Genomic DNA, 14,847 nt, shown 5'->3' on the forward strand with positions numbered 1-14,847 from the left:
AAGCGAACCTCGAACGCCCGACCGGCAGAGATGCCCCAACGTCACCCCATCGAGCGACACCAAACCCGGGCATTACGGTGCGAACCGCACTCTGAAGACATCGATCACATCGGGGTCGCTGTTGACGAACAGGACGTTCTCAGACCGTCGGTGGGTTTTGTCCTTCGCCCCTTCGGCCCAGTAAAGCGACAGACCCACCATGAACAGATCTCGGTCTGTCATCTGTCCGACCTGAGCTTGCGCTTCCGACTTGTTCGCAGCACGCCTCGCCTCCAACTGCATGTGTCGGGCATCGCGCATGGCGGCCATGTGTCCTTCCTGCGGCCGGTAGCGGCGCTCTGGCTTCGGCAGGTCCCGCACCCAAAGCGAGACCGTACTCTTCGATACGCCGACTTCCAGCTCGATCTCGTCGTACGTCTTCCCGGCCAGCCGCATCTCACGGGCCATCGCCCGGAGTTCATCCGCGACTGCATGGGGTTTCGGCCCCGTCCGACGAAGGTTCTGCAGCTTGGACTTCAGCGGGGAGTCCGGTTCACCGTGCTCGGCGCGGAACTCGGCGATGACCTCCTGCGCCCGCGCGTTCTCTACCCAAGTGCGCTGCCGGTTGGCACGCTTCGGTACGGGGATCTCACGGGTCCAGTAGGTAACGGTCGTCTTGGGCTCTCCGATCAACTGTGCGATTTCCAGGCACGTGAGCCCTTCACAGCGCAGCGCTCGCGCGTGCTCTTTGCGTAGGTGCCGGGGCCCTTCGGGCACCTGGTCCGGGGTTGCAACGGTGGTTGCGGGCCCGGAGAGGCCGCCCCTCTGTGCCTGAAGTCGGCTCGCCACCCGCCCGCTCAGTTCGTCCATACGAGCAGCCTCCTCGCACGAATGTCCTGATGTCCATGATCGTCTAGGTAGACCATCTCATCGAGTGAATCCAGCCGGATCGGCTTGTTCAGGCCGGTCCCGCATGTCTTACCGCGTTGAAAACCGTTTGACGTAGCGCCCCTGTTCGATCCGGGTATCGTCCTGCAATACTGGCAAAACCTACGGGTGCGTAAGTTACGGCACCGTAGATCCACCCCTGTCCTGGGGTTTTCTCTGTTGCCTACCGGTGAGGGCTCCTTATATGACCGCTCCCACGAGTACCGCTGTCCTGGACACGCCGCCGCAGGCAAGCGGCACAATGGGCGGTGAGCAGAAGAACCTGGCCGAGCAGATCGCGCTCGGGCTCTTCATCGGGCTCCCGTTCCTGGCGCTGATCGCCGCCGTGCCGGTGACCTGGGGGTGGGGGCTGCACTGGCGGGACGTGGTCATCGCGGCCGTCATGTACGCGATCACCGGGCACGGCATCACCGTCGGGTTCCACCGGTACTTCACGCACGGGTCGTTCAAGGCGCACCGCGCGGTGCGGATCGCGTTGGCGATCGCGGGGAACATGGCGATCCAGGGGCCGCTGGTCCGCTGGGTGGCGGATCACCGCAAGCACCACAAGTTCTCCGACCAGGACGGCGACCCGCACTCCCCGTGGAAGTACGGCACCGGGTTCAAGGCGCTGACCAAGGGCATGTGGTGGTCCCACATGGGGTGGCTGTTCGACACCGAGCAGAGCGACCAGAGCAAGTACGCGCCCGACCTGCTGAAGGACAAGGACATGGTGCGGGTCTCGCGCCAGTTCCCGCTGTGGGTCGCTGTGTCGCTCCTCGCGCCGGCGCTGGTCGGCGGTCTGTGGTCGTGGTCCTGGCAGGGGGCGCTGTCGGCACTGTTCTGGGCCGGTCTGGTCCGGGTCGCGCTGCTGCACCACGTGACGTGGTCGATCAACTCGATCTGCCACGCGGTGGGTGAGCGTCCTTTCAAGTCCCGCGACAAGTCGGGCAACGTGTGGTGGCTGGCGATCCCCTCGATGGGCGAGTCGTGGCACAACCTGCACCACGCCGACCAGACCTCGGCGCGTCACGGCGTACTGCGTGGTCAGCTCGATTCCAGTGCCAGGATCATCCGGTGGATGGAGCAGTTGAAGTGGGTATCCGACGTCCGCTGGCCGGACCGGGCGCGAGTGGAGGCCCGACGCGCGACATGATGTATCGGTGACCGACAGCAACAGAAGGGCCGCCGCACGCAGCGGCGGTCGCGTGCGCATGACCGGTAAGGAGCGCCGTGAGCAGCTGATCGACATTGGCCGCTCGCTGTTCGCCGAGCGCGGTTTCGACGGTACGAGTGTCGAGGAGATCGCCCACAAGGCCGGTGTTTCGAAGCCTGTGGTGTACGAGCACTTCGGCGGCAAGGAAGGGTTGTACGCGGTCGTGGTCGACCGTGAGATGCGGACGCTGCTGGACTTTGTGACCAGCGCGTTGACCGGCGGGCATCCGCGGGAGTTGCTGGAACAGGCGGCGTTCGCCCTGCTCGACTACATCGAACAGTCGACGGACGGCTTCCGCATCCTGGTGCGGGATTCTCCGGTGGCGCAGTCGACGGGCACGTTCGCGTCGCTGTTGAACGACATCGCGACGCAGGTCGAGGACATCCTCGGCCATGAGTTCAAGTCGCGTGGCTACGACCCGCGTCTCGCGCCGATGTACGCGCAGATGCTGGTGGGCATGGTGGCGCTGACCGGGCAGTGGTGGCTGGACGTGCGGAAGCCGGAGAAGGCCGAGGTGGCCGCGCATCTGGTGAACCTGGCGTGGAACGGCTTGTCAGGGCTTGAGTCCAAGCCGCATCTGATGGGGCGTCGCAGCACCTGATCGCGTTCGAAGGGCGTCGTTCTCCTGTGGGGGTGCGGCGCCCTCCGGCATGCCAGGCTCAGTGGGGTTCCAGGAATTCGAGCCGGTTCCCCACCGGGTCGTCGGCGTAGAACCTGCGGTGCCCCGGCAGGTTGTCGTCCCAGGTCACGGTGCTGCCGCAGGCGGCCAGGTGTGTTCCGTACGCGTCGATCCCCCGCACCCGCAGGGCGAGGTGGGCCTTGCGCGCGGGTCGGAAGTCGGCCTCGGTGCCGTAGTGGAGCTGGACCGCTCCCGCTGCGAACCAGCAGCCGCCGCGGGCGGTGAGCATCGGCGGTTTGGGGATCTCCGTCATGCCGAGCGCCTGGGTGCAGAACCGGCGCAGGATGTCCTCGCTGCCGACCGGTGCGGCGAGTTGGACGTGGTCGATGACGATGTGCGGGTTGTGGGTGGGGATGCGGTCGGTGCGGTCGTGGAAGGGGCGGTCGCGTTCGTCGGTGTAGTGGAGGTATCGGCGGGGGTTCCACATGGCGGTCCGGTTCCTCCGTACCCAATTTATCTTGATGTCGAGAGACTTCCTTCAGCCTGCCCGCGCTTTGTCTCGACGTCAAGAGGCTCGGCGTCGAAGTACTCGCTAGACTCGCCCCCATGAGGGACGAGGTCGATCGGCTGATCGAGGCATGGCGGCGGGAACGCCCTGACCTCGACGTTGAACCGCTTGAGGTGCTCAGCCGCGTCACCCGTCTGGCCCGCCATCTGGACCGGGCGCGGCGTTCGGCGTTCTCCGCGCGGGACCTGGAGTCGTGGGAGTTCGACGTGCTCTCGGCGTTGCGGCGGGCTGGCGATCCCTATCAGCTCTCCCCCGGAAGACTCCTCACCCAGACGCTGGTGACCTCCGGAACGATGACCAATCGCATCGACCGTCTGGTGGCCAAAGACCTCGTGCGGCGACTGCCCGATCCGGGTGACCGGCGTGGGGTTCTGGTGCAGTTGACCGCGACCGGCCGGGAGCGGGTGGACTTGGCGATGGCCGACCTGCTTGAGCACGAGCGGGACATCCTCGGCGGGCTGACGCTGGATCAACGGGCTACGCTGGCCGGGCTGTTGCGTTCGGTGATAGGGCCGTTCGACAACGACTAGCAGGGCTTGGTCAGGTCGATCATCCGGCGGAAGGATCTACCCGCGGGTAGGGACTTCTGGCGCGGAACGTTCCACAATGGGCGCCCACGACCGCCGCCGGTGGTCCTGAGGGCACCTCTGGGGGGAACGGAATGCGTTTCAGATCGCGGACTGTGCTCGCGTTCGCCGCCTGCGCCGCCATGCTGGTAGCTGGTGGAATCGCTTCGGCGTCGGCCACGGCCGACATGGGCCCGACGTACTACGTGTCGACCGGTGACTCGCTGGCCCGGGGTTACATGCCGGGCCTGGGTGACACCGACCAGGGCTACACGGACCGGCTGTACACGCAGCTGAAGGCCAAGGACTCCAAGCTCCAGCACATCAAGCTCGGCTGTTCGGGCGCGACCACCACGTCGATGATCAACGGCGACCGGTGTACGTACGAAGGCGCGAAGTCGCAGCTGGACGCGGCGGTGAAGTTCGTCAAGGCGCACAAGTCCCAGGTGCGTTACGTGACGATCGACATCGGCGCGAACGATGTCGGCCGGTGTGCGGCGGGTGGGACGGTCAACCTGAAGTGCACGATCGACGGGATCGCCGCGGTGGGGCGGAACCTGCCGGTGATCCTCGGGCAGCTGAAGGCGGCCGGCGGATCGAAGGTGCAGTACGCCGGGATGACGTATTACAACCCGTTCCTGGCCGCGTGGCTGGCCGGTCCGCAGGGGCAGGGGACGGCGCGGTTCTCGAACTTCCTGCAGTCGGCGTTCAACCAGGTGATCTGGTGGAATCTGACGGTCAAGGGCTTCCGTACGGCCGATGTGGCCACGGCGTTCTCGACGAACTCGTTCTCGCCGACGGTCCCGCTGCCGGGTGTGGGTGAGGTGCCGCTGAACGTGGCGCGGGTCTGCCAGTGGACGTTCATGTGCACGAAGCAGGACATCCACGCGAATCCCGCGGGCTACCAGGTGCTGGCTGACACCTTCGCGAAGGTGCTGGTCTGATATCCCCTTCCGTCCGACGTCGGCCTGACTTCCGTCTGACGTCGGTCTGACTTCCGTCTGACTTCGCCCTGACGCTGAAACAGGCGGCCGACTGGTGCGCGGAATTCACCGCGCGGAAATCCCGCTCACATTCCGCGTACCACCACCGAAGAAACCTGCTGTGCCGAGATTGTGACAGTAATTCACCACTGTCAGTGAATCAGGTCAAGGTTTGTAGTCGGATGCCCTGCCCCGGGGGTACAAATGACGTTGTGAGGGTCCGCTGGGGAGCGGAGGGGCTTCACGGCAGCAGAGGCCGCACCGGGCGTCGGGGAAACACCCGGTGCGGCCTCCACTGCGGGGAACAGGGGGAGAAGGGTCGGCCGGTTCTCGGGGAAGCGGCTGATCCGGACCAGCGGCTGGTTCTTGGGGAGCGTGCCGCGGGGGGAATGACGGAAGGCCCGGTGCTCGCACACCGGGCCTTCCGTCATTCCGCATTCCGCCGTCCACCCCATGGGGCTTGTCGCAGCTTCTCGTCTCAGCAGCTTGTCTCAGCTGCTTGTTTCAGCGCTCTTCGGCGGTGAATGCGACGGGCAGCCGCTGCAGTCCGCGCATGATGAGTCCGCCGCGCCAGAACAATTCCGTTGACGGCTCGTCAAGCCGGATATCGGGAAGTCGCCGCAACAGTGTGCTGATCGCGATCTGGCCTTCGAGCCGGGCCAGCGGCGCGCCGATGCAGTAGTGGACGCCGTGGCCGAATCCCAGGTGCTGGTTGTCGGCTCGGGTGAGGTCCAGCGTGTCCGGCTGCGGGAACCGCTCGGGGTCGCGGTCGGCCGCCGCGAGGACGACCAGCACGGGTTCGCCGGCGGGGATGTCGGTTTCGCCGATGGTCACGGCGGCGGTGGTGAAGCGCCAGGTGGCGATCTCCACCGGGCCGTCGTAGCGCAGGAGCTCGTCGACGGCGGAGACGATCAGGTCCGCGTCGGCGGCGAGCTGGGCGCGCTGCCCGGGGTGGGTGAGCAGGGTGTGGAGGCCGTTGCCGATGAGGTTCACCGTCGTCTCGAAGCCCGCGAAGATCAGGATGAAGGCCATCGAGACGACTTCGTCCTCGGTGAGGTGTTCACCGTGGTCGCTGGCCCGGATGAGCCCGGAGATGAGGTCGTCGTCACCGCCGTCGGTCTTGAGTCCGGCGCGTTTGCGGATGATGAGTTCGCGCAGGTAGGTCTGCATGAGGTTGACGGCGCGGCGCATGCCGCCGCGGGGCGGGGGCTTCTCACCGGGGATGCGGTGGCGGATCATCAGCCCGGCCCACGTGCGGAAGTCCTCTTGGTCTTCGGCGGGGACGCCGAGGAGGTCGCAGACCGCGTAGATCGGCAGCGGGAACGCGAACTCGTGGATGAGGTCGGCGCTGCCGTTGGCGGCGAACGTGTCGATGAGCCGGTCGGTCAGCTCCTCGATGCGCGGCCGGAAGGCTTCGGCGCGGCGCGGGGTGAAGGCTTTGGAGACCAGGCGGCGGAGCCGGGTGTGGTCCGGCGGGTCGATGTTGAGCAGGTGCGCGCCGATGCCGGAGCGGTGCTCCCCCGGGACGCCGACCTTGCCCTGCTGCCAGGCCTTGTAGGCGTGGCGGGGGTTCTTGCTGAGGCGTTGGTCGGCGAGTGCCTGGCGGCCGTCGGCGTAGCGGGTGACGAGGTAGGCCTCGACGCCACTGGGAAGCTTCACCTGGTGGACGGGTGCGTGTTCGCGCAGGTGGGCGTAAGCCGGGTACGGGTCGGTGCCGAATTCGCGGGTGAAGAGTTCGGGGCCGTCGGGAACGGTGCCAGGAGGGCCGTCGGCGAAACCGCCGACCAGGCTGTCGACGAGGTCGTCGAGCGGCACGCCGAGGGAGCCGTCAAGGGTGCCGTCGAGGGGGCAGCCCGTGCTCGGCGTGGTCATCGCGGGAGCGTGCGGCGGTCGTGGCGCAGGCCCTTGACGCCGAGCCAGCCGATGATGTTGCCGAACGCGAAGGACGCGGCGATCAGCAGGATGTGGATGAGGAAGAAGGTGGTGGGGCCGTCGTTCCAGGAGCGGTCGTCGTCCCAGATCGCTTTGAGGAACCGGGGCCACAGGATCCAGGTCCAGAGTCCGAAGAGGGCGAGGAAGGCGGACATGCCGCGGCCGATCCGCACGTGCTGCTCCTTGGGCTGCTGGTGTTCTTTTCGGGTGGCCGGTGTCCCGTATGCCCTTGGTTGTTGGGGCATGCGGGTGGATTTCCGGTCGTTCACGCCGATGGGTCCAGTATGCGCCGGTGCGGCGGTCGCACCGCAGCCGGGGCTCGTGGATACGCTCATATGTATGCCGCCCAGGTCACACCGTGTTCTCCAGCCTGTTGCGATCGCTGCGGCGACCCTTGTCACCCTTCTGGGGGTGGGGCCGGTAGCGGTCGCCGCCCCGGAGCGGCCGCCGACGGCGGATACGCCTGCGCCGGAGCCCCCGCCACCGGCGGGGATGTCGGATGTGGGCGGGCCGCGGTTGGCGCTGCCCGGTGTGCAGGCTGATGTTCCCGCCGGGGTTGCTCCGTTGCCTGAGGTGACGGGTTATTCGTGGCTGGTCGCGGACGCCGTGTCGGGTGAGGTGTTGGCGGCGAAGAACGCGCACTGGAAGTTGCCGCCCGCGTCGACGTTGAAGATGTTGTTCGCCGACACGGTGCTGCCGAAGATCGACCGGAACACCGAGCATCTGGTGGCCCCGCAGGAGCTGCAGGGTTTGGGTGCCGGGAGCAGTCTGGTGGGCATCAAGGAGAACCAGGCGTACAAGGTCGAGGACCTGTGGCGTGGGGTTTTCCTACAGTCGGGGAACGACGCGGTGCATGTGCTGTGTGCGATGAACGGTGGTGTGCCGGAGACGGTGCGGCAGATGAACGAGCGCGCGAAGCAGCTGGGCGCGTTGGACACGACGGCGGTGACGCCGGACGGGTACGACGAGGTGGGGCAGGTGTCGTCGGCGTACGACCTGTCGTTGTTCGCCCGGGAGGGTATGAGGAACGCGGATTTCAAGAGCTACGCGGGCACCAGGAACGCGCAGTTCCCCGGGAAGCCGGGTGATCCGCCGTTCGGGATCCACAACACGAACACGATGTTGGACACGTATCCGGGGATGCTCGGGGTGAAGAACGGTTTCACGACCAACGCGGACAACACGTTCGTCGGGATGGCGGAGCGGAACGGTCGCACTCTGCTGGTCGGCGTCATGCACGTCAAGGGCAAGGGCAAGACGTACGAGGAGACCGCCAAGCTCCTGGACTGGGGTTTCCAGGCGGTGGGGAAGGCGCAGCCGGTGGGGGCGCTGGTGGGTCCGGCGGCCAAGCCCGGTCAGACACCGGCTGCGGCTGCGTCGCCGCAGCAGCAGACCCAGGCCGCCCCGGTGAAGGCCGCGGTGTCGGGTGGGGATTCCGCGTTGCCGTGGGGTCTGTGGCTGGGGGTGTGTGTCCCGGCGGGGCTGGTGATCGGCGGTGCGGTGTTTGTGGTGCTGCGGCGGCGGGCCCGGTCCGACGCGGACGGTTTCGACGTGTTGCCTTAGTGCCTGTGGACAAGCCGATCCACCAGGGAGTGCCGAGCGGGCGTCTTCGCCCATAACTCCCCATAGGGACAGGGCCTCTTGACAGCCCGGTGGTGACGAACCACTCCGAGCACAACCCGCCCTGGCGGACCGCGCGCGCGATCTTCACCGGCCGGTACCAGGACGGTGACGTCGACGCGGTCCACAATGACCTGCGTGACCTGCGTGACCTGGTGAGACAGGCGGAAGGCGGGAGACGGACCCGACCGCGGCGATCATCGACTCCCAATCCGTCCGAACCGCGGAAACTGTCGGCGCCGACAGCCGCGGATACGACGCGGGGAAGAAAGTGGCAGGTCGGAAGCGCCACCTGATCACAGACTGCCTCGGGTTCTGGCAGCGCGTCGAGCACATCTGCGACCTGTACCACAACCCGCCCGAAGACGCGGTGCTGTTGTCCGTCGACGAGAAGACCACGATCGCGGCCCGCTCCCGCAAGCACCCCGGCCGCCCCGGGGCGAACCGGTCCGCCAGGGGTATGAGTACGTCCGCCACGGCACCGTCCGTCTGGTGGCGGCCCTAGACGTGCGCACGGGCGAAGTGCTCACCGAGGTGATCACAGGCAACGACGCGGTGACCTTCACCGCCTTCCCCGACGCCTCCTGGCTCAACCAGGTCGAGCTGGTCTTCTCCACGCTGACCCGCCGGGTCCCACGGCACGGAGACTTCGCCACCCCGGACGCCCTCGTCGACAAGACCCAGCGCTACACCATCAACCGCGAAGAAACCGCCGGACCCTTCCGCTGGGCCTACGCCGGAAGTCCGCTCAAGGAAGCAGCGCCGGCCAACACCCCGCCACGAACTTTTTCGCAGTTAGTCCAGTGGACAGGAAGCCCCCTGCGGCGTAGCGTTCGAACCGCGTGACGATTTGTCTTCGGAACTCGGGCTGACCCGACAAGGAGAGTGACAATCGTGTCACATAGCAAAGGCTTGACCAGGCTCCACCGGCTGCCGCTGCTGGCGGCGGGCGTGCTGGTGGCGGGCGTGTGTATGACGGGCCCCGCCAGTGCCGTCTCCGCCACCAACTGTGTCGTCAACGGTACCGCCCAAAGCACCACCTCCACCAACCACACCATCAGCGGAACCTCCGGCGCCGACGTCATCGTCTGCGGCACCGTGGCCACCGGTGACACCGTCAACGCCGGCGCCGGCAACGACTCCGTCACCGTCAACGGCAGCGGCGCCGGCGTCGAGGCCGGCGCGACCGTCAACGGCAACGACGGCAACGACGCGATCACCGTCAACGGCGGCGGCCTCCTCCTGGGCGGCGCGGTGGGCAACGCCGGCATCGTCAACGGCGGCACCGGCAACGACACCATCATCGCCAAGGGCGGCGTCGGCGGGTTCTTCACCGGCGGCACCGCCAACACCGGGACCATCAACGGCGGCACCGACACCGACACCATCCAGGTGACCGGCGGCGACGGCCTGGTTGGCGGGGTCGGCAACAGCGGCACCATCACCGGTGGCGCCGGCACCGCCAGCACCATCACCGCCACCGGCGGCACCGGCGACAACGCCGGTGCCGGTGCCAACCCCACGGGCGGCCACGGCAACATCGGCACCCTCACCGGCAGCACGAACGGCGGCAGCGTCACCGCCACCGGCGGCGACGTCATCCAAGGTGATACCACCGGCTTCGCCGACGCCGGCGACGGCAACAACGGCGGCACCATCACCGGCAGCGTCACGATCACCGCCACCGGCGGCACCGGCACCGGCCGCGGCTCCAATGGTGGCGCCGGCAACAGCAACGGCACGATCACCGGCAGCGCCGGGGTGGACGCCATCACCGTCACCGGCGGCAACGGCGTCGATCTGGGCAACAACGGTAACAATGCAACCATCAATGGCGGTGGCGGAAACGACGTGGTCAGAGCCAGCGGTGGCGTCGGTAGCAACGGTAACGGGGTCGGTAACGCCGGTGTCATCAACGGCGGCACAGGGGATGACGACATCACCGCCACCGGCACCGCCGGCGGCTTCCACCCGAGCGACAGCAACTTCGGCACTGTCGACGGCAACGCGGGCACCAACCTGTGCCACTTCCTCCCCGCCAACACCGGAACCGTCAACAACTGCACCATCGTCCCGTAACCGCTTCGGCGGCTGACCCCGGCTACGACTGCGGGCGGCGTTCCTGAAGCCGCTCGAAGGTCAACGCCTCCCCGCCGGTGGATCCGGCGGGGAGGCGCGTGAACCGGGAACGGCGTGTTCGTCGCACGTCCCGGCGAGCTCTCGGGGAGCAGCCAGTCCCGACCACCACCGTCCGCTGGCACGGCCGACGGGCGGGCGGTGGTGGTCCGCCCGACCACCACCGGGGTCGAAGACTCATCCACCCGGTTGCTCGCCTTCTTGATCGGTGGACTGCGATGTCCGATACCGGCGCACGGAGTCTGCCCAAGGTGTCACCGGGGCCCCGGCAGCACGCCGGGGCCTTCCTCCGTGCGATCAGGTTCTCGTCCGGTTGCGTCCGCCGTTCCTGGTGAGCCTCTCCAGGACCACTCCGGCGCCCGCGGTGCTGAGGACTCCCGCGATGTAGGGGCCGATGCGGCGGCGTTCGGGGGCCGGGTGGTCGGGGAAGCGGCGCTCCGGGCCCGGGTCCTCGGCGACGGTGATGTAGCGGACTGTCGTGTCCCGCGCGGTCTCCATGACGGCGGTCCAGGCGGCGCAGAACAGCATGAGCCGGTTGACGAAGTAGATCCACAGGAGCAGGGCGATGGGGACGCCGAAGGCTCCGTACATGCTCTTTCCGGCGACGCCGGCCATGTACGAGGAGACCAGGACCTTGAGGATCTCGAAGCCGACCGCGCCGATGAGCGCGCCCTGGACGGCGACCCGGCGGTGCATCTGCAGGCGGGGCACGCCGACGAGCAGGTAGAGGAAGAGCAACAGGCTCGCGCCGACGGCGACGGCGAAGGCGGCGACCTGGAGGAGGATCCGCCCCACGGGGTTGCCGGCCAGGCCGATGGTGTCGGACAGTTGTCCGATGACGACGGTGGCGAAGCCGGAGGCGGCGACGGACAGTCCCATGGTCAGACCGAGTCCGATGAGCACCCCGATGTCCGCGAGCTTGCCCGTGATCATGTTGCCGGGGGCTTCGACCTCGCCCCATATCGTCCGGATGGCTGAGCGTACGGCGTCGATCCAGCTGGTCCCGGCGATCAGGAGCAGGACGCCGCCGACCACGCCGACGGTGCCGGCGTTGTCCACCAGCGCATCAATGTCGATCTTGTCGGCGACGCCGGGGATCTGTTCGGAGATCTTGTCTTTGAGCTGTTTGACCCGGCTTGGGTCCAGGATGCCGGCGATGACCGCGGCGGCCAGGGTCAGCAGCGGGAACAGCGACAGGAAGCCGTAGTAGGCCGCGGCTGCGGCCAGGCGGTCGCCGCGTTTGTCGTTGTACCGCGAGTAGGCGCGCCAGACCGGGCCGACGTACGGCCAGGAAGCGATGCGATCAGTCCATGCCACGGGCGTACGCATGCCCTTCTCAAGGTGCGGTCATTCCGGGGAGGGCCTGGAAGGCGTAGTAGCACTTGGGCCGCCAGATGCCGTCGTCGCCGTGGACGTACAGGCTGAACCCGGGGATCGTGAAGGCGGCCTCGTAGTCGGCGAGTGTCTGGAAGGCGTGGTCCATGACGTCGTCCGCCAGGTGGTGGGCGACGGTGACGTGCGGGTGGTACGGGAAGGCGAGTTCGCGGGCGAGGGGGCCGCTGCGGACGGCGGTCTCCAGGCGTTCGCAGTCGGCGATGCCCTTGGCGACGGCGATGAAGACGACCGGGGAGACCGGGCGGAAGGTGCCGGTGCCGCGAAGCAATAGCTCGAACGGCCGTTCGTCGGCGGCGACGGCCCGCAGGTGCTCCTCGGCCGCGGGCAGATCCGCTCCGTCCACCTCGGTGGGCGGCAGCAGGGTGACGTGCGTGGGGATGGCCGAGGCCAGCGGGTCGCCGAAGCCGGCCCGCCAGCGCTGCAGCAGCGTGCCGTGCGGTTCGGGGACGGCGATGGACACACCGATGGTGTGCGCCCCGCCCGCCGGCGCCGCCCCGGTCACGCCGGTCAGCCCTTCGCCGGGGGCAGGAAGCCGATGCGGTCGTACGCCTTGGCCAGGACGGGCCCGGCGACGGCACGCGCCTTCGCCGCGCCGACGGCCAGGACGCGGTCCAGCTCGGCGGGGTCTTCGAGGTAGCCGCGGACACGCTCCTGGAAGGGCACCAGGAAGTCGACGAGGACCTCGGCGACCTCCTTCTTGAAGTCGCCGTAGCCGCCGCCGGCGAACCGCTCCTCAAGCTCGGCGACCGGGGTGCCGGAGAACGCCGAGTGGATGGTGAGCAGGTTGGAGACGCCGGGTTTGTCCTCCTCGTCGAACCGGACCTCGGTGCCGGTGTCGGTGACCGCGCTGCGGATCTTCTTCGCCGCGGCCTTCGGGTCGTCGAGGAGGTCGACGATGCCCTTGGGCGACGACGCCGACTTGCTCATCTTGATCGTCGGGTCCTGCAGGTCGGTGATCCGGCCCGTCTCCTTGACGATGTACGGGGCCGGCACCGTGAAGGTTTCGCCGAAGCGGGCGTTGAACCGCTGGGCGAGGTCGCGGGTGAGCTCGACGTGCTGCCGCTGGTCCGCGCCGACCGGCACGGCGTCGGCCTGGTAGATGAGGATGTCGGCGATCTGCAGGATCGGGTACGTGAACAGGCCGACCGACGTGTGGTCGCTGCCCTGTTTGGCGGACTTGTCCTTGAACTGGGTCATCCGGGCGGCTTCGCCGAAGCCGGTGAGGCAGTTCATGATCCAGCCGAGCTGGGCGTGCTCGGGCACGTGGCTCTGCACGAACAGGGTGCAGCGCTCCGGGTCGAGCCCGGCGGCGAGCAGCTGGGCGGCCGAGGCGCGGGTACGCGCACGGAGCTTCGCGGGGTCCTGCGGCAGGGTGATCGCGTGCAGGTCGACGACCATGTAGAAGGCGTCATGGGTCTCCTGGAGCGCGACCCACTGACGGACCGCACCCAGGTAGTTGCCGAGGTGGAACGAGTCGGCGGTGGGCTGGATACCGGACAGGGAGCGGGGACGCGGCGAGACCATGACCGCATTCTCTCAGGTGCCGCGCGGTGATCCCCAACGGGTTTCGCCAACTGGAATGTCGGTCCGCGGCGCCGGGCGCGCCCACTCATATTTGCGGACCGGAACCGGACCACCGGGATCCGGCCCGCGGACCACTCGGACAACGATCCACCGGCATTAGGCCATTCAGCGCAACGATCCACCAATTCCACGCACGATTAGGGCACACACGGCGCGGCTGCTTGCGCTTAAGCTGGGCTCCGAACCAGCACGCTGCGTACCCGATCACATACAGCGACGGGAACCCTGCCGCGGGTTCCACCGACCCCGGCGTGGTGAACCCGTCAGCCCGGGGCCGTGCCGATGCCGGCACCGACGCCGGAACAAGCGGACCCCACCGGTCCGCGAATTCCCGCTCCACACTCCAGGGGGAGATCACGTGCACCTCAGCTCGCCCTGCGACCGTTTCGAAGACACGTCGACCTCTCCCGCCAAGGGGTCGGCCGCCCGCACAGCCACCGGCCAGGTGCGGCTCCCCCGGCCCCGGCGGCAGCGGGCCCAGGCGCGTAAGTCCCCCCGGCAGGCGCGGGCCCGCCACTTCCTGATGTGCCCGCCCACCCACCTCAACGGCCCGGGTGCCGGTCCGGCCGCGCACGAGCAGTGGAACGCCCTGCGCACCAACCTCATCGCGCTGGGCCACCGGGTCAGCCTGATCCCGCCCAGGGTCGGGCTGCCGTGGATGGTGCTCGCCGGGCGGGCCGCCACGGTCGTCGACGGCCGGGTCCTCGGGGCCAGGTTCCGCCGCACCGAACAACTCGCCCAGGGGCCCGAATACCTCCGCTGGTTCGCCGACCGGGGCTTCCGCAGCCGGTTTGAGCCCGTGTTCGCCCACGAGGGCGAGGCCGACCTGGTCGCGGCGGGTCCCTGGCTGATCGCCGCGTACGGCCCGCACACCGAACTGCCCGCCCACCGCGAGGCCGGGGACTTCCTCGGGCGCCCCGTCGTCCCGGTCGAGCTGGTCGATCCGCGCTTCCACGCACTCGGCTCCGCCCTGTCCGTGCTGGCCGACGGCGTCGCCGCGTACTTCCCGGCGGCGTTCTCGACCCAGGCACAGCTGGTCCTGGCCCGACTGTTCCCCGAGTTGATCACCGTCGGCGAGGAGGACGCCCTGGCGTTCGGCCTGGACGCGGTCAGCGACGGGCTGAACGTGGTCCTGCCCGCCGGCGCGCCCGGTTTCGGCGCCGCGTTGGCCCGGCACGGCTTCCGGCCGGTGTCCTTGGAGATGTCCGCGTACCACCCGCACGGCGCGGGTGTGCGCAGTTGCGTACTCGAACTGTCCGACGCTCGTTAGACAGCCCGAGGACGGCGGCTTTCCGTGCCGCTCCCTCACAAGGGGGTCCGCG

The 14,847-nt window shown here is 68.3% G+C and carries 15 protein-coding genes and 1 pseudogene; 9 read left to right on the plus strand and 7 right to left on the minus strand.

All coding sequences use genetic code 11. The annotated features are described in order from the left end of the window. Window positions 1–72: 72 nt before the first annotated feature. A complete protein-coding gene (locus tag AC0Z36_RS15870) occupies window positions 73–849 on the minus strand; it encodes a hypothetical protein (RefSeq protein ID WP_485463526.1) in 777 nt (258 codons plus the stop codon). A 262-nt stretch (window positions 850–1,111) separates the two neighbouring features. On the opposite strand from AC0Z36_RS15870, the gene AC0Z36_RS15875 reads away from it, so the two are divergent. Both AC0Z36_RS15875 and AC0Z36_RS15880 read left to right on the plus strand, forming a co-directional pair. Beyond that, window positions 1,112–2,062, plus strand: a complete 951-nt coding sequence (locus tag AC0Z36_RS15875; protein WP_485463527.1) for an acyl-CoA desaturase — start codon at window positions 1,112–1,114, stop codon at window positions 2,060–2,062. Window positions 2,063–2,120: 58 nt separating this feature from the next. Beyond that, window positions 2,121–2,723 carry a TetR family transcriptional regulator gene (locus AC0Z36_RS15880; protein ID WP_485463583.1) on the plus strand — a complete coding sequence of 201 codons (603 nt, stop codon included), beginning with the start codon at window positions 2,121–2,123 and terminating at the stop codon, window positions 2,721–2,723. A 58-nt stretch (window positions 2,724–2,781) separates the two neighbouring features. Here the strand turns inward: AC0Z36_RS15880 and AC0Z36_RS15885 are convergent, their stop codons facing one another. After that, window positions 2,782–3,228: a VOC family protein gene (locus AC0Z36_RS15885; protein ID WP_485463528.1), complete on the minus strand. Its 447-nt coding sequence runs from the start codon at window positions 3,226–3,228 to the stop codon at window positions 2,782–2,784. A gap of 119 nt (window positions 3,229–3,347) precedes the next feature. Between AC0Z36_RS15885 and AC0Z36_RS15890 the strand changes: the two genes are divergently transcribed. Together AC0Z36_RS15890 and AC0Z36_RS15895 are read left to right on the plus strand one after the other, a co-directional pair. After that, complete coding sequence (locus tag AC0Z36_RS15890) at window positions 3,348–3,839, plus strand: MarR family winged helix-turn-helix transcriptional regulator (RefSeq protein WP_485463529.1); 492 nt, start codon at window positions 3,348–3,350, stop codon at window positions 3,837–3,839. Window positions 3,840–3,970: 131 nt separating this feature from the next. Then, window positions 3,971–4,819 carry an SGNH/GDSL hydrolase family protein gene (locus AC0Z36_RS15895; protein WP_485463530.1) on the plus strand — a complete coding sequence of 283 codons (849 nt, stop codon included), beginning with the start codon at window positions 3,971–3,973 and terminating at the stop codon, window positions 4,817–4,819. A gap of 543 nt (window positions 4,820–5,362) precedes the next feature. Here the strand turns inward: AC0Z36_RS15895 and AC0Z36_RS15900 are convergent. Next, window positions 5,363–6,730: a cytochrome P450 family protein gene (locus AC0Z36_RS15900; RefSeq protein ID WP_485463531.1), complete on the minus strand. Its 1,368-nt coding sequence runs from the start codon at window positions 6,728–6,730 to the stop codon at window positions 5,363–5,365. Continuing rightward, window positions 6,727–6,963: an SCO4848 family membrane protein gene (locus AC0Z36_RS15905; protein WP_485463532.1), complete on the minus strand. Its 237-nt coding sequence runs from the start codon at window positions 6,961–6,963 to the stop codon at window positions 6,727–6,729. Before AC0Z36_RS15905 ends, AC0Z36_RS15900 begins: the two co-directional genes overlap by 4 nt. A gap of 238 nt (window positions 6,964–7,201) precedes the next feature. Here AC0Z36_RS15905 and AC0Z36_RS15910 point away from each other — a divergent pair, with 238 nt between their 5' ends. From AC0Z36_RS15910 to AC0Z36_RS15925, 4 genes and pseudogenes are all read left to right on the plus strand, one after another. Next, the gene (locus AC0Z36_RS15910; protein WP_485463533.1) at window positions 7,202–8,353 is read left to right on the plus strand and encodes a D-alanyl-D-alanine carboxypeptidase family protein; all 1,152 of its coding nucleotides are present in this window, start codon (window positions 7,202–7,204) and stop codon (window positions 8,351–8,353) included. A 229-nt stretch (window positions 8,354–8,582) separates the two neighbouring features. Next, window positions 8,583–8,726 (plus strand): annotated as a pseudogene (locus AC0Z36_RS15915) (transposase); the annotation flags it as partial. 176 nt (window positions 8,727–8,902) lie between these two features. Further along, window positions 8,903–9,256, plus strand: a complete 354-nt coding sequence (locus tag AC0Z36_RS15920) for a hypothetical protein (RefSeq protein WP_485463534.1) — start codon at window positions 8,903–8,905, stop codon at window positions 9,254–9,256. A gap of 48 nt (window positions 9,257–9,304) precedes the next feature. Further along, entirely contained in the window at window positions 9,305–10,489 is a 1,185-nt protein-coding gene (locus AC0Z36_RS15925) for a beta strand repeat-containing protein (protein WP_485463535.1), read from the plus strand. A 354-nt stretch (window positions 10,490–10,843) separates the two neighbouring features. On the opposite strand, the gene AC0Z36_RS15930 is transcribed toward AC0Z36_RS15925, so the two are convergent. The 3 genes from AC0Z36_RS15930 to trpS are packed head-to-tail and all read right to left on the minus strand — an operon-like array spanning window position 10,844 to window position 13,465. Then, window positions 10,844–11,863: a YihY/virulence factor BrkB family protein gene (locus AC0Z36_RS15930; RefSeq protein WP_485463536.1), complete on the minus strand. Its 1,020-nt coding sequence runs from the start codon at window positions 11,861–11,863 to the stop codon at window positions 10,844–10,846. Between the two features lie 19 nt (window positions 11,864–11,882). Further along, entirely contained in the window at window positions 11,883–12,443 is a 561-nt protein-coding gene (locus AC0Z36_RS15935; protein ID WP_485463537.1) for a 2'-5' RNA ligase family protein, read from the minus strand. A 5-nt stretch (window positions 12,444–12,448) separates the two neighbouring features. Beyond that, window positions 12,449–13,465 (minus strand): tryptophan--tRNA ligase, encoded by a 1,017-nt coding sequence (trpS, locus tag AC0Z36_RS15940; protein ID WP_485463538.1) that lies wholly within the window; start codon window positions 13,463–13,465, stop codon window positions 12,449–12,451. Between the two features lie 418 nt (window positions 13,466–13,883). Between trpS and AC0Z36_RS15945 the strand changes: the two genes are divergently transcribed. After that, window positions 13,884–14,795 (plus strand): dimethylarginine dimethylaminohydrolase family protein, encoded by a 912-nt coding sequence (locus tag AC0Z36_RS15945; RefSeq protein WP_485463539.1) that lies wholly within the window; start codon window positions 13,884–13,886, stop codon window positions 14,793–14,795. Window positions 14,796–14,847: the final 52 nt, after the last annotated feature.

It is taken from the genome of Kitasatospora sp. UYEF31 (assembly GCF_057291755.1).